General features: G+C 38.2%; 23 protein-coding genes, 1 tRNA gene, 1 other RNA gene and 1 pseudogene. 8 read left to right on the forward strand and 18 right to left on the reverse strand.

The annotated features are described in order from the left end of the window. Positions 1–51: 51 nt before the first annotated feature. From rplB to NST80_RS10110, 14 genes are all read right to left on the reverse strand, one after another. On the reverse strand, positions 52–885 hold the full coding sequence (gene rplB / locus NST80_RS10045; RefSeq protein WP_002887065.1) for a 50S ribosomal protein L2: 834 nt from the start codon (positions 883–885) through the stop codon (positions 52–54). Positions 886–902: 17 nt separating this feature from the next. Then, positions 903–1199, reverse strand: coding sequence for a 50S ribosomal protein L23 (locus NST80_RS10050; protein WP_002885771.1), 297 nt, complete (start codon positions 1197–1199; stop codon positions 903–905). Then, the gene (gene rplD / locus NST80_RS10055) at positions 1199–1822 is read right to left on the reverse strand and encodes a 50S ribosomal protein L4 (RefSeq protein WP_002885795.1); all 624 of its coding nucleotides are present in this window, start codon (positions 1820–1822) and stop codon (positions 1199–1201) included. The genes NST80_RS10050 and rplD overlap by 1 nt, the downstream gene beginning before the upstream one ends. Before the next feature lie 24 nt (positions 1823–1846). Beyond that, the gene (gene rplC / locus NST80_RS10060) at positions 1847–2473 is read right to left on the reverse strand and encodes a 50S ribosomal protein L3 (RefSeq protein WP_002885755.1); all 627 of its coding nucleotides are present in this window, start codon (positions 2471–2473) and stop codon (positions 1847–1849) included. Between the two features lie 114 nt (positions 2474–2587). Continuing rightward, entirely contained in the window at positions 2588–2896 is a 309-nt protein-coding gene (gene rpsJ / locus NST80_RS10065; RefSeq protein ID WP_002885653.1) for a 30S ribosomal protein S10, read from the reverse strand. A 243-nt stretch (positions 2897–3139) separates the two neighbouring features. Further along, the gene (gene ruvB / locus NST80_RS10070) at positions 3140–4141 is read right to left on the reverse strand and encodes a Holliday junction branch migration DNA helicase RuvB (protein WP_002887068.1); all 1002 of its coding nucleotides are present in this window, start codon (positions 4139–4141) and stop codon (positions 3140–3142) included. Between the two features lie 80 nt (positions 4142–4221). After that, positions 4222–6045: an acyltransferase family protein gene (locus NST80_RS10075; RefSeq protein WP_070847216.1), complete on the reverse strand. Its 1824-nt coding sequence runs from the start codon at positions 6043–6045 to the stop codon at positions 4222–4224. Continuing rightward, a complete protein-coding gene (locus tag NST80_RS10080) occupies positions 6042–6452 on the reverse strand; it encodes a membrane protein (protein WP_002885750.1) in 411 nt (136 codons plus the stop codon). The genes NST80_RS10075 and NST80_RS10080 overlap by 4 nt, the downstream gene beginning before the upstream one ends. Further along, positions 6449–6883 (reverse strand): low molecular weight protein-tyrosine-phosphatase, encoded by a 435-nt coding sequence (locus tag NST80_RS10085; protein ID WP_013991289.1) that lies wholly within the window; start codon positions 6881–6883, stop codon positions 6449–6451. Before NST80_RS10085 ends, NST80_RS10080 begins: the two co-directional genes overlap by 4 nt. Before the next feature lie 275 nt (positions 6884–7158). Continuing rightward, positions 7159–8451 carry an adenylosuccinate synthase gene (locus tag NST80_RS10090; RefSeq protein ID WP_002887072.1) on the reverse strand — a complete coding sequence of 431 codons (1293 nt, stop codon included), beginning with the start codon at positions 8449–8451 and terminating at the stop codon, positions 7159–7161. A 257-nt stretch (positions 8452–8708) separates the two neighbouring features. Then, the gene (locus tag NST80_RS10095; protein ID WP_013991290.1) at positions 8709–9221 is read right to left on the reverse strand and encodes a DNA topology modulation protein; all 513 of its coding nucleotides are present in this window, start codon (positions 9219–9221) and stop codon (positions 8709–8711) included. 514 nt (positions 9222–9735) lie between these two features. Next, entirely contained in the window at positions 9736–10881 is a 1146-nt protein-coding gene (locus NST80_RS10100; RefSeq protein ID WP_014635148.1) for a low temperature requirement protein A, read from the reverse strand. A gap of 347 nt (positions 10882–11228) precedes the next feature. After that, on the reverse strand, positions 11229–12239 hold the full coding sequence (locus tag NST80_RS10105) for a YeiH family protein (RefSeq protein WP_060971609.1): 1011 nt from the start codon (positions 12237–12239) through the stop codon (positions 11229–11231). 317 nt (positions 12240–12556) lie between these two features. Then, positions 12557–13066: a helix-turn-helix transcriptional regulator gene (locus NST80_RS10110; RefSeq protein WP_014635150.1), complete on the reverse strand. Its 510-nt coding sequence runs from the start codon at positions 13064–13066 to the stop codon at positions 12557–12559. Between the two features lie 219 nt (positions 13067–13285). Between NST80_RS10110 and NST80_RS10115 the strand changes: the two genes are divergently transcribed. From NST80_RS10115 to NST80_RS10130, 4 genes are read left to right on the forward strand one after another with little or no spacing between them, the layout of a single operon-like run. Next, positions 13286–13468, forward strand: coding sequence for a hypothetical protein (locus NST80_RS10115; RefSeq protein ID WP_048790917.1), 183 nt, complete (start codon positions 13286–13288; stop codon positions 13466–13468). Between the two features lie 45 nt (positions 13469–13513). Then, positions 13514–14491: a replication initiation protein gene (locus NST80_RS10120; RefSeq protein WP_048788676.1), complete on the forward strand. Its 978-nt coding sequence runs from the start codon at positions 13514–13516 to the stop codon at positions 14489–14491. Between the two features lie 11 nt (positions 14492–14502). Next, positions 14503–14691 (forward strand): DUF3173 domain-containing protein, encoded by a 189-nt coding sequence (locus tag NST80_RS10125; RefSeq protein WP_000369785.1) that lies wholly within the window; start codon positions 14503–14505, stop codon positions 14689–14691. Between the two features lies 1 nt (position 14692). Then, complete coding sequence (locus NST80_RS10130; protein ID WP_003091984.1) at positions 14693–15832, forward strand: site-specific integrase; 1140 nt, start codon at positions 14693–14695, stop codon at positions 15830–15832. A gap of 86 nt (positions 15833–15918) precedes the next feature. Here the strand turns inward: NST80_RS10130 and NST80_RS10135 are convergent. The 3 genes from NST80_RS10135 to NST80_RS10145 all read right to left on the reverse strand — a co-directional run bounded on the left by NST80_RS10135 (position 15919) and on the right by NST80_RS10145 (position 17542). After that, a tRNA-Lys gene (locus tag NST80_RS10135) sits at positions 15919–15991 on the reverse strand. Next, a non-coding RNA gene (gene ssrS, locus NST80_RS10140) (6S RNA) lies at positions 15992–16187 on the reverse strand. An 86-nt stretch (positions 16188–16273) separates the two neighbouring features. Then, positions 16274–17542 carry a replication-associated recombination protein A gene (locus tag NST80_RS10145; protein ID WP_002887077.1) on the reverse strand — a complete coding sequence of 423 codons (1269 nt, stop codon included), beginning with the start codon at positions 17540–17542 and terminating at the stop codon, positions 16274–16276. Between the two features lie 169 nt (positions 17543–17711). Here NST80_RS10145 and rpmB point away from each other — a divergent pair, with 169 nt between their 5' ends. From rpmB to NST80_RS10165, 4 genes are all read left to right on the forward strand, one after another. Continuing rightward, positions 17712–17900 (forward strand): 50S ribosomal protein L28, encoded by a 189-nt coding sequence (gene rpmB, locus NST80_RS10150; protein WP_002885786.1) that lies wholly within the window; start codon positions 17712–17714, stop codon positions 17898–17900. A gap of 126 nt (positions 17901–18026) precedes the next feature. Continuing rightward, positions 18027–18293, forward strand: coding sequence for an IreB family regulatory phosphoprotein (locus NST80_RS10155; protein ID WP_002885737.1), 267 nt, complete (start codon positions 18027–18029; stop codon positions 18291–18293). Further along, on the forward strand, positions 18293–18712 hold the full coding sequence (ruvX, locus tag NST80_RS10160; protein WP_002887078.1) for a Holliday junction resolvase RuvX: 420 nt from the start codon (positions 18293–18295) through the stop codon (positions 18710–18712). The genes NST80_RS10155 and ruvX overlap by 1 nt, the downstream gene beginning before the upstream one ends. Before the next feature lie 106 nt (positions 18713–18818). After that, positions 18819–19124: a DUF1292 domain-containing protein gene (locus NST80_RS10165; RefSeq protein WP_002887079.1), complete on the forward strand. Its 306-nt coding sequence runs from the start codon at positions 18819–18821 to the stop codon at positions 19122–19124. 81 nt (positions 19125–19205) lie between these two features. On the opposite strand, the pseudogene NST80_RS10170 reads toward NST80_RS10165, so the two are convergent. Next, positions 19206–20455, reverse strand: a pseudogene (locus NST80_RS10170) (ISL3 family transposase). Positions 20456–20607: the final 152 nt, after the last annotated feature.

Below are 20607 nucleotides of genomic sequence, written 5' to 3' on the forward strand. Positions count from 1 at the left end.
GCACTAAGAAGCGCTACCGAGTTGGCGGATGTTATGTGCTAAGCGACTAAATTATTTTTCGTTACGACGACGAACGATAAGTTTGTCAGATTTAGCTTTCTTGTTACGAGTTTTAAGACCAAGCGCAGGTTTACCCCATGGAGTAGATGGCGCTTTACGTCCAACTGGTGCTTTACCTTCACCACCACCGTGTGGGTGATCGTTAGGGTTCATTACAGAACCACGAACTGTTGGGCGAATACCTTTCCAGCGATTACGGCCGGCTTTACCAAGGTTGATAAGTGATTGTTGTTCGTTACCTACAGTACCGATAGTTGCACGACATGTACCAAGAACCATACGAACTTCGCCAGATTGAAGACGAACAAGTACGTATTTACCTTCTTGACCCAAAACTTGAGCAGAAGCACCAGCGGCACGGATAAGTTCAGCACCTTTACCTGGTTGAAGCTCAATGTTGTGGATAACTGTACCAACTGGGATGTTTGCAAGTGGAAGAGCGTTACCAATCTTGATATCCGCATCTGGACCTGAAACGATACGTTGACCTACTTCAAGACCTTTAGGTGCGATGATGTAAGCTTTAACCCCGTCAGTGTAGTGTACAAGAGCGATGTTTGCAGTACGGTTTGGATCATACTCAATTGTTTTAACAACTGCTTCAACGCCATCTTTGTTACGTTTGAAGTCAATCAAACGGTAGTGACGTTTGTGTCCGCCACCTTGGTGACGTACAGTGATACGACCGTTGTTGTTACGACCAGCTTTGTTCTTAAGAGAAACAAGCAATGATTTTTCAGGAGTGCTTGTAGTGATTTCTGCGAAATCCAAAGAAGTCATGTTACGACGGCCATTTGTCGTTGGTTTATAAACTTTAATACCCACGTTAATTTCTCCTTTGATTATTCAGCTTCAGCTGCAAACAACTCGATTGCTTTAGAATCAGCTGTAAGAGTGATGATAGCTTTTTTAGTTTTTGAAGTGAAACCAGTGTAACGTCCAACACGTTTTTGTTTTGGTTTAACAGTTACAGTGTTCACGCTAGCAACTTTAACACCTTCAAATGCAGCTTCAACTGCTTGTTTGATCAAGAGTTTGTGTGCACGTGTATCAACTTCGAAAGTGTATTTTCCTGCTTCAAGAGCAACCATAGATTTCTCAGTGATAACAGGTTTTTTGATTACGTCATACAAATTCATTATGCAAGAACCTCCTCGATTGATGAGATAGCTTCTTTAGTAACAAGAAGTTTATCTGCGTTTACGATGTCAAGTACACTTGCAGTTGCAGGAGTTGCAACAGTTACGTTTGCAAGGTTACGTGCTGAAAGTTCAGCGAATTTGTTTCCTTCTTCAACGATAACAAGTACTTTAGAATCGATGCTAAGAGCTGAAAGAACGTTTGCGAATTCAGCAGTTTTTGGAGCTGCAAATGAAAGAGCTTCAACCGCTACAAATTTATCTTCTGCAACTTTAGCTGAGTAAACAGATTTCAATGCAAGGCGACGAACTTTTTGAGGAAGTTTGTATCCGTATGAACGTGGAGTTGGTCCGAAGACAACACCACCACCACGCCATTGTGGTGAGCGGATAGAACCTTGACGAGCACGTCCAGTTCCTTTTTGACGCCATGGTTTACGTCCACCACCTGATACTGCTGAACGGTTTTTAACCGCGTGAGTACCTTGGCGAAGGCTAGCACGTTGGCTGATTACGACATCAAATACTACTGATTCGTTTGGTTCGATACCGAAGATAGCGTCGTTAAGTTCAACTGTGCTAACTTCTTTACCAGTTTGGTCAAATAGTTTTACGTTTGCCATTTTTAACTGATTTCTCCTTTCTTATTATTTAGCAGCTTTAACTGCTGATTTGATAGTGATAAGAGATTTCTTAGCACCTGGTACGTTACCTTTGATAAGGATAACGTTTTTCTCTGGGATAACTTGTACAACTTCAAGGTTTTGAATTGTCACACGGTTGCCACCCATACGTCCTGCCAAGTGTTTGTTTTTGAAAACACGGTTAGGCGCAACAGGTCCCATTGAACCTGGACGACGGTGGTAACGAGAACCGTGAGCCATAGGTCCGCGTGATTGACCGTGGCGTTTGATAACACCTTGGAAACCTTTACCTTTTGAAGTACCAGTTACGTCAACAACATCTCCAGCTTCGAATGTGTCAACAGTGATTTCTGATCCAACTTCCAAGCCTTCAATGTTTTTGAATTCACGAATGAAGCGCTTAGGAGCTGTGTTAGCTTTCGCTACGTGGCCTTTGGCAGGTTTGTTGCTCAATACTTCGCGTTTGTCGTCAAAACCAACTTGAACTGCTTCGTAACCGTCTGTTTCAACAGTCTTAACTTGAAGCACAACGTTTGGAGTAGCTTCGATGACAGTAACAGGGATAAATTCACCTGCTTCAGTGAAGATTTGAGTCATTCCCACTTTTTTCCCTAAGATTCCTTTTGTCATGAGAAAATATTTCCTTTACTTTATTGTTTTTTCAAAAAGTTTTTTATGAGCGTTTTTTATGCTCAAAAAAGTTTTTAACGAGCGTTTTTTATGCTCAATGAATCAAGCTTTAAATTAAAGTTTGATTTCTACGTTCACACCACTTGGAAGATCAAGTTTCATCAAAGCGTCAACTGTTTTTTGAGTTGGGTTGATGATGTCGATAAGACGTTTGTGTGTACGCATTTCAAATTGTTCGCGAGAATCTTTATATTTGTGAGTCGCACGAATAATTGTGTAGAGACTACGTTCAGTTGGAAGTGGAACTGGCCCAGCAACTGTCGCACCTGTGCGAGTTGCAGTTTCTACGATTTTTTCAGCCGCTGTATCAAGCGTACGGTGTTCGTAAGCTTTCAAACGGATACGGATTTTTTTGTTTGCCATTTTTTCTCCTCTTTCGTCTATTTAAGATAATAGGCTAGCTCCTCAAGAAAACCAACACGGATTGCGTGGCAGTGCAACCAGGCGTGTCGCAACCTCTTGTATCATAGCTAAGCGCTGTATTTACAGCACCATAATATAATAACAAAAGAACCTACTCATTGCAAGGGATTTTTTAAGTTTTTTTCTTTTTCTTTATTTTCTTTTTTGCCTAAACAAAAAAATCCATCTTCGATGGATTTTTTATCAACTTTCTTGAGTGTAGTCGTACCCCATGTGTTCATAGGCTTTAACCGTTGCAACACGTCCTGTTCGTGTTCGCATAATAAATCCCTTTTGAATTAGATAGGGTTCATACATATCTTCTACCGTTTCTCGCTCTTCAGCAATATTAACTGACAAGGTACCTAGACCAACTGGTCCCCCACCATACATTTCAATCATGGTGCGGAGAATTTTTTGGTCTACATAATCTAGTCCTTCATGGTCCACATCCAACATAGTCAACGCCTTGTCTGCAATCTTATCATCAATGATGCCATCACCCATAATTTGTGCATAGTCTCTCACGCGCTTAAGTAGGCGGTTAGCAATACGAGGCGTCCCACGGCTACGACGTGCTAGCTCTAGAGCAGCTTCAGGTGTTATAGTCATGTCAAAGATTTCTGAAGTACGTTCAATAATTTCCTTCAAATCTGGTAGCTCATAATATTCCATATGACCATTAATCCCAAAGCGAGCCCTCAATGGATTTGACAACATACCTGCTCGAGTAGTTGCACCTACTAATGTGAACGGTGGTAACTCTAGATGGACACTACGACTTGTTTCGCCTGCACCAATCATGATATCGATGTAGTAATCTTCCATAGCACTATAAAGAACTTCTTCAACTGCCATAGGCATCCGGTGAATCTCATCAATAAATAAGATATCACCTGGCTCCAAGTCATTGAGTATAGCAACTAAATCACCAGCCTTTTCAATTGCTGGCCCAGACGTCTGCTTTAAATTGACGCCCATCTCATTAGCTATCACAAAAGCCATAGTTGTTTTCCCCAAACCTGGAGGACCAAACAAAAGAGTATGATCTAGGGCTTCATCACGAAGTTTAGCTGCCTCTATAAAAATCTTTAATTGGTCTTTAACCTTATCTTGACCAATGTATTCCTTAAAGTACTGTGGACGAAGGGTACGCTCAACATACTCTTCATCTCCTAGTAAATCATTATCTAATATTCTTGCCATAGGCTTATTTTAGCACAAAACAAAAAATGCAGTCAAAATTTGTCCATAAAAAAGAAGACAAGACTTGCCTTCTCTTTTAATTATTTCTTACCACCTTTAACTGGTGCTTTATCAGCTTTCTCTATAGCTTCTTTAATTGTCTTAGTATAGAGTTTAGCACCACGGTTAATAGAGTCGCTATCAGATCCAAAGTGAACCCCATCTGTACCATTCCAGATAGAAATATTTTCTTTAGCCACTTGATACCAGTCAGCAACCGTCACAAAGTCATATTTCTCAGCCATCTCTAACTCATACTTACGTAACTGAAGCAAAGATTGAGCCTCGTTACCAGATTTACTTCCATTATATGGTGTTACAAAGATAATATGGTGACCCTTAGGTAAATTCTTGATGATTTTATTAATAACGCCTTTATAGTCGTCAATCTCATTAACACCACCAGCAATGACAACATCCTTAGCAAGAGCATTACTATCCGCGTAATCTTTAAGCAAATCGTTGATTGTTGATAGGTTACGACTGACTACTGCATCTATAGCGACATTATCAATACTTGATTCCAGCTGATCTTTTGATCTAAGAGCTACGGAGTCCCCTAAAATTGTCACTCCCTTATTCACACCAAATGAAGTAGCCTGACTGTTCTCCGCATTGGTACGCGTTAATTTCATCTTAGTTTGAGCTTGCGACAACCCATTAGCTTCTAAATCTTTCTCAAAGTTCCCTACAGCCGGCGCAAAGAGAGAAATAAGCACTGTGATTAAGGTGAGACCACTAAATACATAAAGCACAATATGTCGGTACGGCGTCAAGTCTAGGTCTATTCCAAAGAGACTGGCCTTTCTTCCTGCAATAAATGGCTCTATTATATAGTAGGAAAGTGTCGCAAAAACAATTGACAGAATCGTTGTCAGAATGACTGCAATAATATTATTGGTCAATTGACTAAAGATAATATATAGTGGCCAGTGAAAAAGATAGACACTATAACTGATCTCTGCCAGATAACTAATAAGAGCAGGCTCTGATTTTCCAGGCAATTTCTCATGGAGGACACGGGCAGAGTAAATCATAACAGCCGTGAACAAACTTGCCAAAACAAAACCAAATAGGTAGGTGATGCGTTCCTCAAAATGAAGGACTAAGCCTAACAATACGAGCAAGGCAAAACTCCCTGCCATATAAAGGACTGTCTTTTTCAGAGTCCAAAGACGTATATTTTTCTTGAACCTAGCGGTCGTTTCATACACACCTGAAAGTGTCGCAAAGAGCGAGCCTAGGAAGAATGGATAGGCATGCGTAATTGATGAGAAATATAAGCGAGAAAAACTATCAACAAAGAAAGCACTAATAAACATTGATAAGAAGCTCACCATAAAGCAAGCAAGAGATACCATAAAGACTAGGCCTCTAAATTGATTTTGATGTTTGACACGCTTAGCTAGGAACCAAAGCAAGGCACCCCAAAGAATATAATAGTGAATCTCAATAGCCAGACTCCATGTATGGAGGTAAATATGCTGGTTAAACTGGTTCTCGTAATTTCCTCCAGTCAGAATCTCATAATAGTTAGTTACAAAACCGATAACAGAGGTAATTTGACGTCCAATACCTGCAATAAAATCATTTCGAACCAAGAGTGCCAAAGGGGTACAGATAAGCACCATCAACACAAGTGGTGGTACGATCCGGTAGAAGCGTCGTCGCATAAAACCAAGGTAATCAATGCGATGCGTCCGAGATACCTCATCGATCAAAAGCGCTGTAATCAAATACCCTGAGAAGGTAAAGAAGACATCAACACCGATGAAGCCCCCAGGAAGAATACTTGGGAAGAAATGATAGATCAGAACCAAAAATAGTCCTGTCACACGAATATAAGAAAACCAGTTAATTCTCATCCTTTAAAAATCCCCTGTTTAAATTTTCCTTTGTAGGTAACCTTATTTTCAGTAGTCAATTTTCCTTGGCCATCGGCTTGGCCAGACTTGAACTCACCTTGATAAATCCAACCCTCATGAGATTTGAAGGTTCCTTGACCATTAAAGGAACCATTCTTAAATTCTCCCGTGTAGGTATCACCATTGTCATAGGTCAGAGTTCCTTGACCATTCAAACGGTGGTTCTGCATCTGACCTTTATAGGTAATCTTAGTCCCATCAATCTTGATAGAATGTTGCGTTTTTATAGTCACCAAAAACAAGGACAGGGCGCATAAAATAATAACCCCTACTGTGATACGTTCAAATTGATTTCGGTCAATATCAATATTTTTAAAATCAAAATCCTTTAGTTGTTTAAAATTCATTGTCTATCCTTAATCCACTGTAACCAGTCTCGACAACCTGCAGTTACCAATTTATATGTTTCTTCAAAGTCACCTGTGTACCATGGGTCCGGCACTCCACCAGGTCTGAAAAGCTTGATTTTATCGTCATAACGCCCTGCAGATATCTGTAGAAGATTCTCAACATTTGACTCATCCATTCCCACAACTAGATCAAAGAACTCAAAATCAGCCCGACTAATCTGCTGTGAGCCTTTGGAAGAGTCAAAAGAAATAGCATATTTCCTTAAAATCTTTTGGGTACCTTGATGAACTGGATTTCCATGCTCCCATGAAGATGTCGCGCGACTTTCGATATGCAAAGACTCTCCTTTGTCCAGCTCTTTCATCACAAATTCTGCCATTGGGCTACGACAAATATTCCCCAGACAAACAAATACAATCTTCTTCATTATTCACCTCTTGCCCAAAAACTATTAAGAGATATGCTCACTTATTTTCTTTGTCAAAATTACGAACACACTTTTAAATCATGAAAGTAGGTTCTCATTAATTTTCATTTAATCAATCCATATTATACCGAAAAACTAATCAAATAGAAAGGTTTCTTTCCTAATCATATCGAAAAATTAGTAACCTTTTTAACAGTTGCAACATTCATATTAATCTATAAGTTTAAGGCGTGAGAAAAGAGAACCTAGTTTCCTAGATTCTCCTTTTATTGGCTTTAGATATTTGACCAAACACTTTCAAGAATGTTTGTTTGTTCACGTCCTGGTCCTACAGAGAAAGTAGAGATACGTACACCTACCAATTCACCTACACGACGAACATAATTACGAGCATTTTCAGGAAGCTCATCTAAACTACGGCAACCTGTGATGTCTTCTTCCCAACCTGGCAATTCTTCATAGATTGGTTTACAGCGTTTCAATTGCTCAAGACTAGCTGGGTAGTAATCAATACGCTCACCGTCAAGGTCGTAAGCTACACAAATTTTTACAGTGTCAAGACCTGAGAGAACATCGATACAGTTCAAGCTGAGGTTTGTGATACCTGATACACGACGGCTATGGCGCATCACCACTGAGTCAAACCATCCCACACGACGTGGACGTCCAGTTGTTGTTCCATATTCATGACCAACTTCACGGATACGTTCACCTACTTCATCAAATAACTCAGTTGGGAAAGGACCATCACCAACACGACTCGTATAGGCCTTACATACACCTACGACCTTATTGATTTTAGATGGACCAACACCTGAACCGATTGTAACACCACCCGCAACTGGGTTTGATGACGTTACAAATGGGTAAGTACCTTGGTCAATATCAAGCATAACCCCTTGAGCTCCTTCAAAGAGGACACGTTTACCTGCATCAAGAGCGTCGTTCAAGATAACAGATGTATCTGTAACGTACTGCTTAATTTGTTGTCCGTAAGCATAGTATTCTTCAAAAATCTCATCGAATGATAATTCTTCAGCCTCATACATCTTACTGAAAAGACGGTTTTTCTCAGCTAAGTTTGTTTTCAAACGATCAGCAAAGATTTCTTTGTCCAAAAGGTCTGCAATACGGATACCTACACGCGCAGCCTTATCCATATAGGCAGGCCCAATACCCTTGTTAGTTGTACCAATCTTATTATCACCTTTAGCAGCTTCTTGCAGTTGATCAAGTTTAATATGGTACGGCAAGATAACGTGCGCACGGTCAGAAATACGAAGGCTCTCTGTTGACACACCTTCCGCATGAAGATATTCCAACTCTTTGACAAGTGATTTAGGATTGACCACTACACCGTTCCCGATAACAGAGATTTTCTCTGGGAAGAAAATACCTGATGGAATCAAGTGCAATTTAAATTTCTTACCATCGATAACAATCGTGTGACCTGCATTGTCTCCACCTTGATAACGTGCGATCACTTCGGCATCTTGACTTAGGAAATCTGTAATTTTCCCTTTACCTTCATCACCCCACTGGGTACCCACAACAACTACTGATGTCATATTATTTTGATAACGGACAGCTCCACCTTTACGAGGCTGTCCCCACCTTTCTTGAAAAACTTCACGGTGGGAATTTCACCCACAAGTTTCGCGTTACAGTTTATTATAGCAGAAAAAAGGCTATTTGTTCAACGTTGAAAGCGCTTCTTACAAAATATTCTGACAGTTATAGCTAAGATTGCAACTCGTTATTTACTATCTCTTTTTTATCCTTACATCTTATATAGAACTACCAGCTATTTTATGACTAAATAATTCTAGTAGCTATTAACCTGCTTCATATAATGATTTAACTGCCTTTGATTCTTTAAAATAATTGTCTTGTCAGAATAATTTTTAACAACTGTATGATATTGCTCGACATATTTTTTGGAACGTCCGTCTAATAAAATCCATTTCACAAATGCAAAATCAAATTTTTCATTACAGTCTTCTGCCATGCTAGGACGTGTCTTTCCCCTATATGTTAAATAGCGCCTAAATGCCCGATAGAGACAATTAACTCTGTTAAAGTTGAAATAGACAATACAGTCAGCTTCCCTCATCCGTTCTTCATAAAGACAGGCCGAGTAATTCCCTTCAATAATCCAATCACGTTGTAGCATAAATGTTGATATATCGTCAGTCATTTCATCAACTGTTCGCTCTTGCCAATTTGATGTGAAATGAATTTTATCTAAATGAAGAACCTCACAATTGTAGTGTTGACCTAAAAAATTTGCCAAAGTAGACTTTCCAGAGCCGCTATAGCCAATGATTGCAATTTTCAATACAGGTCTCCTTTTTCAATTCTGTTTCCTGACTAATATCATAACACAAAGCATATATCTTAGAAGGAATTATCATTTGGAACAACTCTCGTTTGGACAAACAAGCACGTAAAGTTCTGTTTAAAGTGAGTTCTTTCTTAGAAAAATAAAAAAAAGAGACCTACAATCAAGTCTCTTTTCGATATTAAACTGCCCCCTACATGAATTTGTAAGAACTTTTCATATTGAAAATAAACAAAAATGTTGAAATATAGCTGATTTTAGGGAAATACTTTTAGGTATTTTCAATGTCAGGATTTAAAAATGGGGCAAAAGTGGGGCAAAAACAAATTAACGAAAAAAATATCGAGTTCGTGCATCAAGTAAATGATAAATTGCAAGAATAAGTGCAACATTTACTCGAACTCATCCTCTAGAGCTTCACTAGCAGTTCTGTAAGCTAAACATTTTCGTGGTCGGTGATTGATATCATATAAAGCCTTGGTTCCCAAAGCTTTTTTATGTTATAAACTCATTAAAAGAACCCCCAGTTAGATTTGGAATATTTTTTATTCTGTGTCACATAAAAATAAATAAAATGAATGGCTATAGCTAGAGCGAAGATGGTTGCAATACTCAGCACTATTGTAGGATTCGAAGCGAAAACCAAAGAGAGAATCAAGGCAGCCAGATAGAGTGTCGCTTGAGCACAGTAGTAACTTTTCGAATAGCGAAGATAGTTTTTGTTATAGGGCCCATTTGCTAGGACAGCAGCTTGGAAGAGGCCAATTCCGATATAAAAGAAGCTGATTGCAACGAGAAGATTAGCCTCAGGATTCAGAAGAAAACCCATCGAAACTGTCATCAACATAAGCCCAATGAAAATAGGATAGTGACTATAAATTATAAATAATCCCTTTTGATTGGATCCTTCGTCAATAGCATGGTCAAATTCACCAAAATAAAACAAGAACAGAGAAAGCATGATAACGAAATTAAGAACCGAATATATCGAGAAATTCTCAACTGTAAAGAAGTTAACTAGCCCAATAACCATCTCTCCAAACGTAATAATGACAAGAAGGGAGACGCGCTCGATTAAATGGGGAAGATTTACTTGGAAATGCTCATCTTTAGTAATCAAGAAAATTGGCACAATAAATGTTAGCAGAATACTAGCAATAAAGATATAGACTCCAACGTAAATAGGAAAAAGAGCTGCCAGATAGACTCCTAAGCTTTGTAGACCTGTCAACCATAGAAAACCTTTGATACTTTCCCGATCAGCACTATCGGTTGATCCTCTAAAAAACTGAACCAAATATTGAAAAAATAAGGTAAGGGTTAATGTGCCAACAGCCCAACAGGTATGATAGTACCATTGTTGCCAATTGTATCCAATCATATTGGATATAAAGAGCATAAGTCCCATGTTGATAAACATGATTACCATGTTAAATAACGAGTTTGTTCCATAGCGATTGGTATAAATGGTTTGAATCATCCAGGAATTGATGATAACCATGACAGAGATGAAGAAATCAAGTAAAGAGTCCCAAGCCAAAACACCGTTATGAATAGGGTGAATTAAAGCAGTTGCTTTTGAAATTGCAAAAACAAACACTAGGTCATAAAATAGTTCTGAAAATTCTACACGTTTATGCTTAATAAGAGTTGCCATCTTAAGACCTTTCTATTCTAGAAGTACAATTTATTATAACAGAAAATGGTAATGAGAGAAAAGGAGATGCTTAAATAACTTCATGTGACGCGAATTGTCAAAACCTTGGAGCACATTTACCTCATGTACCAACTCACAGGCAGAGTGTTTGATGATTGATAATGAAGAATGGGTAATGAAAAAATTATCGAAATGGATAGGGAATATCCCTTTTTATTTTGCTTTAAATCAGATTTTTGGATGGAATAGTAGATGATAAGACAAAATATCTTTGAAGATACAAAAAGACAAACGCCAAAAATGACGTTTGTCTACGTTCTGAGGTAGCCTTTAGGCTCCCTTTTTTCTTAGAAAATACCGATGAGTAATTGCATGCCAAGACTAGTCAGGATGATAGCGATCCAGCAAAGGGCTCCAAGAAGAATGGATTTTCCACTGGATTTGATCATAGCAACGAGGTTAGTTTTGAGACCAATAGCACTCATAGCCATGATGATGAGGAATTTGGAGAGCTGTTTGAGAGGTGAAAAGAAGCTATTGCTAACACCAAAAGAAGTAAGGACGGTAGTTAGCAGAGAAGCTAGGATGAAGTAGAGAATGAAAACGGGGAAGATTTTTTTAAGCTTTACTCCTTGGTTGTTGTCTTGTTGACGGCTTTGCCAATAGGAGAGGAAGAGAGTAATAGGGATAATAGCTAAGGTACGAGTCAGTTTGACAATGGTTGCAGATTCTAGAGTATTGGTATGATACAGACTATCCCAGGAGCTAGCTGTGGCTGTTACAGAGGAAGTATCGTTGACCGCAGTACCCGCAAAGAGAGCAAAACCTTCGTTGGAGAGATGGAGCCAAGAACCTAGAGTTGGAAAGATAAGAGCTGCCAAGACATTGAAGAAAAAGATAACAGAAATGGCTTGGGCTACTTCTTTTTCCTTGGCGTGAATAACAGGAGCAGTCGCTGCAATGGCAGAACCGCCACAGATAGAAGAGCCTACCCCAATCAAGGTAGCTAGCTTTGTATCCATGTTAAAAAATCGTTGGAAAAAGAAAGCAATAATTAAAGCGATAGAAATAGTCGAGAGGATGACAGGAAGGGAAGATTTTCCAACTGCGAAAACTTGTGAGATATTGAGTCCAAACCCAAGCAAGATAACAGCATACTGAAGCAATTTTTTGGCGCTATAAGTCAAACCAGCATCCAGTTGTTTATAGGGAGTGAGAAAGGGGTAGAGAATCATTCCGATAAAAATGGCGAAAACAGGTGCTCCCACAACAGGCAGAAAGCCTCCTAAAACCCAAGAGATGATAGAAATGATAAGACAGGCTAACAGTCCTGCCCAATTTTTTGATAGAAATGACATAAAAACCTCCGAAAATAAATACTTCTTATTATAATCTTATCTGTCAGAAAAGTAAAATAGAAAGTAGGAATAAGGTTGTAAATTAACGGAATTTTGCGGTCAGAGAGCTTTTGTAGTTCAATAGATATATGTTCTTTGACCAATAAGGATGCAAATGTGGCATATGTTATTGAAAAAAAAATGAATTTGATGAGCCTGGATATGTGAAGTAATTATGTGAGATAAGAAAATAAATAAGAGAGTTGAAAATGTACTGCACCCCAAAAGTTAGACAGAGAAAATCTAACTTTTGGGATCAGTACATATCCTCGCTTTTTTTAATCTAATAGGTCCTTATTTTCAATTAAGAGTTCTAGTGGGGATTTATCTCTTGCTACAATAAAACCAGGTTCATATTGGTTATGAAATGTTCTTTTCGGAGAAGTTGGATCCATATACAACTCTTCTCCATCTTCTGTGTATAGTTGGTTGCCTCTTGTTAGGTAAAGTAAATCCTCTAAGTACTGTCCATCTGTTTCTAGAAAATGTTCGATGTATTTGACAGCTTTTAAGATTTCACTTACTTTATCAGAGTATTCATTAGTTTCAAGAACACTCTTTTCTAACTCAATCTCTTTACTAGTTCCAAATAGTTGGGTTGGAGTTGCATTAAAATATTCTGCTATCTTATCCAAATTTGCAAAGGTAGGATAGCTTTTTTGTTTTTCGTAATCAGAGATGGACTGTTTACCGATTCCTAAATCTTCCGCAAGTTGAGTTTGACTTACTCCTTTTTCTATGCGTAGTCGTGCCAAATTGGGTCCAAAATTTTGAATAATAAAGGTCATGATAAACTCCTATGTTGTATTTTAAACTTATTCTATCACCTATAAACTTACAAATCAAGTTTTTAGTTGACTACTCAAAATATTTTTTATAAAATATATTTATAACTTACAAATAAGTTATAAACGATACAAATAACTCATATGTTTAGGAATAGTGAGTGAGGAGGAATTTGAGGACGAGACTATGACTATGACTATGACTGATGACTATTCGAAGCCTTGGAGCTAGAAATTGTGTGGACAAGGGCAAGGGACGAGCCTGACGGGAAGTCAGGCGAAGTCCTGCAGGCTGCCGTCCAGACAATTTCTAGCCAAGCAAAAGCTGGCTATTCTAACAGCCAGCAAAAAGGGACACTTAGGACAACGTCCAAAGAACGACGGAACGAGCAAACGTTGATTTGACAGTGTTTCTGAGACCTAAAAAATCTAAAAGAAGGGGGGACAATTTTGTTGGTTTCTATACAAGATTTAAGAAGCATTCAAGAACGATGTGAAATAGGAGAATTAGTACAGAGGTTAGATGTCAGTATTGATAGATTAACGGTTATCTGGGATACAGACACTGGTTCCCTAAGACGAATTTTCAAAAATCTGAAACAGGCAATAAGTACAAAAGTTGACTCATTTGAAATATATGATAATGTTCGAGATGATGTCTTTACTTTAGCTAAAGTTTTTAATGAGTATGATTCGATCAATATTATATTTTTTCAATTATCCACTTATGGAGGTGAACAATTAATTCGAATTGATTTCAATCCTAATACTTTAAAAGAATTTGATGGAATGAAAGTATGGAGGCAATTAATGTATTTTGCCAGATTGAATTCATTGATGGTACGTTTGTCTCGTTTTGATTTAGCATTTGACATTTTCAACAGGCCTGATATCGTTAATTTGCAACATATTAAAGGTGGTGTTACCCATAAGGTCTTCTATGGTCGAGGGGGCGAATTAGAGACGAAATATTGGGGTTCTAACGGTAGTAATGTACAAGTTAGGTTATATGATAAGAATAAAGAAATCATTGCTCACAAGCGCGAAGAGAAGCTAGATTTGGCTGTAAATCCGTTTTGGTGGAGACTGGAGTTCCAACTCAGAACCAAAGCGATTGGTGAGGAGATGGTCCAAGATATTATGAATCGACTTGATAATTTCGGATTTTATAAGCTAGAACATATTCGAGTAGAGCAAAGAGCATTTACAATTATCTTTCTCAACAATCCTGAACTGTTATCATTGGCTTTTCCAAATTTAAAATCAGACAGCATCAAAAAGAAAAAAACAAGAGTCCGCAAACTATTGAGAGAAGAAACGAACCAATTTGCGGAAGAATTAAAAGAAGTATTAATACAGAATCTCCCTAAATTAAATACAGAATTACAACTACTTGTAGGCGAGTTTCTGAATTTAGAAAATAAATAAGGAGGATAACTATGGACAATAATTTAATTAGTAACAAAGAATTAATTGAAATGGGCTATCGCCCTCATACAGCGAATGATATCATTCATCAGGCAAGAGAATTACTTGTATCACGAGGCTATACATTTTATAATCGCAAACGTTTGATGGTTGTTCCAAAAAGTGTTGTAAATGAGATTCTAGGAACAGAGGTGGCGTAATATGGCAAGTGTTCGTTATCGAAAGCGAGGAGATAGCAACTTATGGACCTATGAAATTCGTAACGAAGGAAAGACTGTTGCTCATAATAGCGGTTTTAAAACAAAAAAGCTTGCAGAGTCAGAAGCTGAACCGATTCTGCAAGAACTTCGTTTAGGGAAAAGAATTTCTAGAGATATTTCTCTTGTAGATCTATATCAAGAATGGCTTGAACTAAAAATTCTACCGAGTAGCAGGTCGGAAGAGACAAAGAAAAAATATCTTCTCCGTAAAAACACAATTGAAAGATTATTTGGAAATAAAAAAGTCACTCAAATTCGTGCGAGTGAATACCAAAGAATAATGAATAAGTATGGGCAAACAGTTGGTAGAAATTTTCTTGGTAGATTGAATACTGGAATCCATCAGAGCATCCAAATGGCAATTGCCGACAAAGTTCTAATAGATGATTTTACACAACATGTCGAGTTATTTTCATCCAAAGAACAACAGATGACCGAAGAGAAATATTTGCATACAGAAAAGGACTATCTGGATTTACTTTTAGCAGTAAAGAGAAAATTTGATTACCAACGATCAATTGTTCCTTATATCGTCTATTTTCTATTAAAAACAGGGATGAGGTTTGGAGAGTTAATAGCGTTAACTTGGAATGAAGTTGACTTTGACAGAGGACTGTTAAAAACATATAGAAGGTTTAATACCCTTTCTCATAAATTTGTCCCTCCAAAAAACAAAACGTCTATTCGTATGGTACCGATAGACGAAGAATGTATTAAGATATTACAAGTCCTAAAAATTGAACAAGAGAAGGCTAATAAAGAGCTAGGTATCAAGAACAGGTATAAAATGATTTTTCAGCATTATGGATATATTCATATGGTACCAGATATTGCTAGTGTCAATAAAGCTTTGAGTGTTCTTTTAAATGAATTAGATATTTATCCAATTATCACGACAAAAGGAGCACGTCATACCTATGGAAGTTACCTCTGGCACAAAGGATTTGACCTTGGGGTTATTGCAAAAATTCTAGGGCATAGAGATATTTCAATGTTAGTAGAAGTATATGGACACACTTTAGAGGAGAAAATTTTTGAGGAATTTAATCAAATCAAAGATGTCTGGAAAGATTGCTCATAAAAAAATATGGGGCAAATGATGGGGCAAATCAGTTATAGACAAGCAAAAAAGCCTTTTAAATCAAGGCTTTTTCTTCTGTATTTCTATGCCCCCTACAGGGCTCGAACCTGTGACCCATGGATTAAGAGTCCACTGCTCTACCAACTGAGCTAAGGAGGCTGGATGCTGTATTGGTACCGATGATCCACGGTTTGTATTGAACCCGCGACGTAAAAAAGCAGGTGGGCGACTCGCTACTAACTTCAGTTGCTTCTGGGTGAGCCAGCCTGCACACTGTTAATAGACCTCTGTCTCCCGATAATACAAAAATTAGTCGGTCAACACTTATATGTGGATTCGTATACCACAGCAATTTCTATGTTTTTATGATACCACTTTTGAAAATTATTGCAAGAGGAAAAATCAATTTTTTTGCAATCGTTTTCGTTGATTCCTCTCGTATTACCTAGATAACTTATCGATCCGTTCTTTATTAGCTCCAAGAGCTCTTTCATATTTCCCGGTTTCATTGGGTTGGAAATAATTCACACCTCTTAATTTATCCGGAAGATATTGTTGTTTGACCCACTTTTCAGGATAAGCATGGGGATACTTGTAATCTTGTGCATTGCCCAGTTCCTTGCTTCCAGCATAGTGTCCATCTCTCAAATGACGAGGAATCGGTAAATTTCCTGATTTTCTAAGGTCTGCCAAGGCAGCATCCATAGCCATATAAGCCGAATTCGACTTAGGAGATAAAGCTAAGTCAACAACTACATTGGCAATCAAAATTCGCGCCTCTGGGAAACCTACTTTCTGTGCAGCTTCCAAAGCTGTAACCGTGTGAACTTGCGCATCAGGATTAGCTAAACCAATATCCTCGTACGCAATCACAGTCAAGCGTCGTGCTAGACTAGGGAGATCTCCTGCTTCAACCAAACGTGCTGCATAGTGAAGACTGGCATTAACATCAGAGCCTCGAATAGATTTTTGCAAAGCAGAAAGTACATCATAGTGTCCATCACCGTCTTTATCCATGGTGATATAGCTACGTTGTAAACTATTTTCCACTGTATCTAAAGTAATATGGCGAAGCCCATCTTCTGAAGCTAGCGTCGACATGACAGCTAAATCTAAGGAATTATAAGCCGAACGTAAATCACCATTAGTAGCCGTAGCAATAAAATCTAGAGCATCCTCATCTAACTGGACATCAAAGTCAAAGCCACGCTCCTTGTCCTCTAGAACACCTAGGATAGCTTCCTTAATATCCTCGTTAGAGAGTGGTTCCAACTCAAATATTTGTACACGACTACGGATGGCTGGTGTGACAGAAAAAAACGGATTCTCCGTCGTAGCCCCAATCATGATAATATTGCCATTCTCTAAGAGTGGCAATAAAAAGTCTTGTTTAGCTTTATCCAAACGATGAATCTCATCTAGAAGCAGAACTAAGCCACCTGAAAATTTAGCCTCTTCCGCAATTTCCTGCAGGCGTTTCTTGCTATCAACAGTAGCATTAAAGGTTCTAAAAGCAAATTTTGTTGTTCCTGCAATAGCACTAGCTATTGAGGTCTTCCCGATTCCTGGTGGCCCGTAGAGAATCATTGACGACAGCATATTCGCTTCTACCATACGGCGAATAATTTTACCTTCACCAACCAAATGCTTCTGACCAATCACCTCTGAAATTGTACGTGGACGCATGCGTAGAGCAAGATTATCTGGCATCTTCTCTCCTTTTTTAACTGATTTTTTCTTATTATAATAAGCATATACTATTTTGTTATAAAAAGAAATTATAAATAGTTCTTGTCAAACCTAAATTCTTATGATAGAATGTTTTGGTATGTGGTGCTAGCACATCCGTAATAAATTCTACCTAGGAGGAAAACACGAAATGGCTAAAGTATGTTACTTTACAGGACGTAAAACTGTTTCTGGAAACAACCGTTCACACGCTATGAACAAAACTAAACGTGCCGTTAAACCTAACCTTCAAAAAGTTACTATCCTTGTTGATGGTAAACCTAAAAAAGTTTGGGCTTCAGCTCGTGCGCTTAAATCTGGTAAAGTTGAACGCGTTTAATCTTATTGGATATTAAGAGAGATGACTTCAGTCGTCTCTTTTTTTGTTCATCGACTTTCCCTTTTGGCTATACTTATGTTATAATAAAGAACTAACAGATAATTCTTATAGAAAGAAGGTGTCAGTATGGGATTTACAGATGAAACTGTTCGTTTCAACCTAGACGACGGTAGCAAAGATGAAATCAGTAATACTTTGACAAATGTTTACCGTTCGTTGGCTGAGAAAGGTTACAATCCTATCAACCAAATCGTCGGTTATGTTCTGAGCGGTGATCCTGCTTATGTTCCGCGTTATAATGACGCCCGTAACCAGATTCGTAAATACGAACGTGATGAAATCGTTGAAGAACTCGTTCGCTATTATCTTAAAGGAAATGGAATTGACCTCTAATGCGAGTAATGGGACTTGATGTTGGCTCAAAAACAGTAGGAGTTGCGATTAGTGATCCCCTCGGTTTTACAGCCCAAGGCGTTGAAATTATCAAAATTGACGAGGAGGCTGAAGAGTTTGGTTTCGACCGACTAGGCGAGCTCGTTAAAGAATATAAGGTAGAAAAATTTGTTGTTGGTCTTCCTAAAAATATGAATAACACTGAAGGACCACGTGTTGAGGCAAGCAAAGCCTATGGTGACAAAATCAAGGAAATCTTTGGAATTCCTGTAGATTACCAAGACGAACGCTTGACAACTGTTCAAGCCGAGCGTATGTTGGTTGAACAAGCAGATGTCAGCCGTGGTAAACGTAAAAAAGTTATTGATAAATTAGCTGCCCAACTTATTCTACAAAACTACCTCGATCGAATGTTTTAAGAAAGTGTAATAGAGACCTAATAGTCAAATGACAATCTAGTAAACTGCCAAGCAAATATACTAGATTTCCTCACTATTCAGTGCTCTCTACAAAAAGGAGAACAATATGTCACACAATCACGACCACAACCATGATCATGAAGTCATCACTTTAGTAGACGAACAAGGAAATGAAACACTTTTTGAAATCTTGTTGACTATTGATGGACGCGAAGAATTTGGTAAAAACTATGTTCTTTTGGTACCAGCTGGTGCTGAAGAAGATGCTAACGGGGAAATTGAAATCCAAGCATACTCATTCACTGAAAATGAAGACGGTACTGAAGGCGACCTTCAACCAATTCCTGAAGATTCAGATGCTGAATGGGATATGATTGAAGAAGTTTTCAATAGCTTCATCGATGAAAACTAAAAAATATTCAATGCTATAGGCAAAGAAATGACTTGTTAAAAGGCTCTTTGTCAACTGTAGTGGGTGACGAAAAGCTAACATCTAGAGAGGACCTGATAGGTCTTCTCTTTTTTTATGTTTAGAGTGATGAAGACACGTTTCTTAAAGTTGATGAAGTTTCTAAAACCGAAGCCCAACCGTTTGATGTCTTTAATCAACTTGTTAGTCGCTTCGAGTTTCGCGTTTGAATAGTCAGTTTCTAGCGCATTCTTGATGTATTGCTTGTGTCTAAGAAAAGTCCTAAAGACCGTTTGAAAGTAGTGATTGACCTTACTCATGTTCTCCTCTATTAACTCAAAAAATTCATCTACCCTCTTCTCCTGAAAGTGAAAAAGCAAAAGCTGATAGAGGTTGTAGTCATTAGCGAGCTCTTCTGAAAAGTCTAGAGTCTTCTCAACGACTTCATGTGGTGCTAAAGTTTGTCGGAAAGTCTTTGAATAAAAAGAGCTGAGAGATAACTTACGGCTGTCCTTTTGGAAGAGTCGCCAGTGATTTTTCAAGGCTCGATAGGGTAGTGACTTCTTATCAAACTGGTTCATAATAGCAATTCTTGTCTTTAAAAAGGCTCGACCAAGGTGCTGGATAATGTGGAAACGATCAAGAACGATTTTGGCGTTTGGAAAAAGTTTTTTGGCTAGTGGCATATAGGTCCCAGACATATCCATCGTGATAAACTGTACCTGTTGTCGGACTTTCAATGGATACTTCAAAAAGTAGTTTCGTATAGTGGTTTGGCGACGATTATCAAGGATGGTTATGAGTTTGTTTGTCTCATAGTTCTGCGCAACAAAAGCCAATTTCCCTTTCTTGAACCCAAACTCATCCCAGGACATAATAGCTGGGAGTTTGTCATAGTGTTCCTTGAAAGTAAACTGGTCGAGTTTACGATAGACAGTGGACGTTGACACGCGAAGTCTTCTGGCAATATCCGTTAATGACACCTTCTCAGTTAGGAGTTGTGTAACCTTTTGTCGGACAAGGTTGGAGATTTGACAGTTTTTCTCAACGATTGATGTCTCAGCTACCGTGACTCTCCTACAATTTTTACACTGGAAGCGGCGTTTCTTCAGACGTAGTAGTGTTGGAGTTCCCGCTTGTTCGAGAAGAGGGATTTTAGAAGGCTTTTGAAAGTCGTACTTGATCATTTTTCCATGGCAATGAGGACATGATGGTGCAGGATAATCGAGTTTTGCTTGAATCTCTATATGAGTGTCAGTTTCAAAAACAAGTGAAATATTGATATTTTGGTCTTTAATTCCGATTAATTCTGTGGTATTCTTAATAAGTCTCATAAGTTCTTCCTAATGATGGTTTGGTTGCTTTTCATTATAGTTCTTATGGGACTTTTTGTCTGCATTCAAAAAGCTCTATAATCTCTACAGTAGTTTTACCCACTACAGAAATTGTAGAGCCTGTTAAAAAGAGATTGGGATATTGTATCTCA

Origin of the sequence: Streptococcus sp. FSL K6-1323 (assembly GCF_038630745.1) — a bacterium.
GTDB lineage: Bacteria > Bacillota > Bacilli > Lactobacillales > Streptococcaceae > Streptococcus > Streptococcus salivarius_D.

Bases quoted from the DNA above. Each gene is read 5' to 3' on its own strand.
- NST80_RS10050 (WP_002885771.1), bottom strand. From the start codon at position 1,199: ATGAATTTGTATGACGTAATCAAAAAACCTGTTATCACTGAGAAATCT.
- rplD (WP_002885795.1), bottom strand. From the start codon at position 1,822: ATGGCAAACGTAAAACTATTTGACCAAACTGGTAAAGAAGTTAGCACA.
- rplC (WP_002885755.1), bottom strand. From the start codon at position 2,473: ATGACAAAAGGAATCTTAGGGAAAAAAGTGGGAATGACTCAAATCTTC.
- rpsJ (WP_002885653.1), bottom strand. From the start codon at position 2,896: ATGGCAAACAAAAAAATCCGTATCCGTTTGAAAGCTTACGAACACCGT.
- ruvB (WP_002887068.1), bottom strand. From the start codon at position 4,141: ATGGCAAGAATATTAGATAATGATTTACTAGGAGATGAAGAGTATGTT.
- NST80_RS10075 (WP_070847216.1), bottom strand. From the start codon at position 6,045: ATGAGAATTAACTGGTTTTCTTATATTCGTGTGACAGGACTATTTTTG.
- NST80_RS10080 (WP_002885750.1), bottom strand. From the start codon at position 6,452: ATGAATTTTAAACAACTAAAGGATTTTGATTTTAAAAATATTGATATT.
- NST80_RS10085 (WP_013991289.1), bottom strand. From the start codon at position 6,883: ATGAAGAAGATTGTATTTGTTTGTCTGGGGAATATTTGTCGTAGCCCA.
- NST80_RS10090 (WP_002887072.1), bottom strand. From the start codon at position 8,451: ATGACATCAGTAGTTGTTGTGGGTACCCAGTGGGGTGATGAAGGTAAA.
- NST80_RS10100 (WP_014635148.1), bottom strand. From the start codon at position 10,881: ATGGCAACTCTTATTAAGCATAAACGTGTAGAATTTTCAGAACTATTT.
- NST80_RS10105 (WP_060971609.1), bottom strand. From the start codon at position 12,239: ATGTCATTTCTATCAAAAAATTGGGCAGGACTGTTAGCCTGTCTTATC.
- NST80_RS10110 (WP_014635150.1), bottom strand. From the start codon at position 13,066: ATGACCTTTATTATTCAAAATTTTGGACCCAATTTGGCACGACTACGC.
- NST80_RS10125 (WP_000369785.1), top strand. From the start codon at position 14,503: ATGGACAATAATTTAATTAGTAACAAAGAATTAATTGAAATGGGCTAT.
- NST80_RS10130 (WP_003091984.1), top strand. From the start codon at position 14,693: ATGGCAAGTGTTCGTTATCGAAAGCGAGGAGATAGCAACTTATGGACC.
- NST80_RS10145 (WP_002887077.1), bottom strand. From the start codon at position 17,542: ATGCCAGATAATCTTGCTCTACGCATGCGTCCACGTACAATTTCAGAG.
- rpmB (WP_002885786.1), top strand. From the start codon at position 17,712: ATGGCTAAAGTATGTTACTTTACAGGACGTAAAACTGTTTCTGGAAAC.
- NST80_RS10155 (WP_002885737.1), top strand. From the start codon at position 18,027: ATGGGATTTACAGATGAAACTGTTCGTTTCAACCTAGACGACGGTAGC.
- ruvX (WP_002887078.1), top strand. From the start codon at position 18,293: ATGCGAGTAATGGGACTTGATGTTGGCTCAAAAACAGTAGGAGTTGCG.
- NST80_RS10165 (WP_002887079.1), top strand. From the start codon at position 18,819: ATGTCACACAATCACGACCACAACCATGATCATGAAGTCATCACTTTA.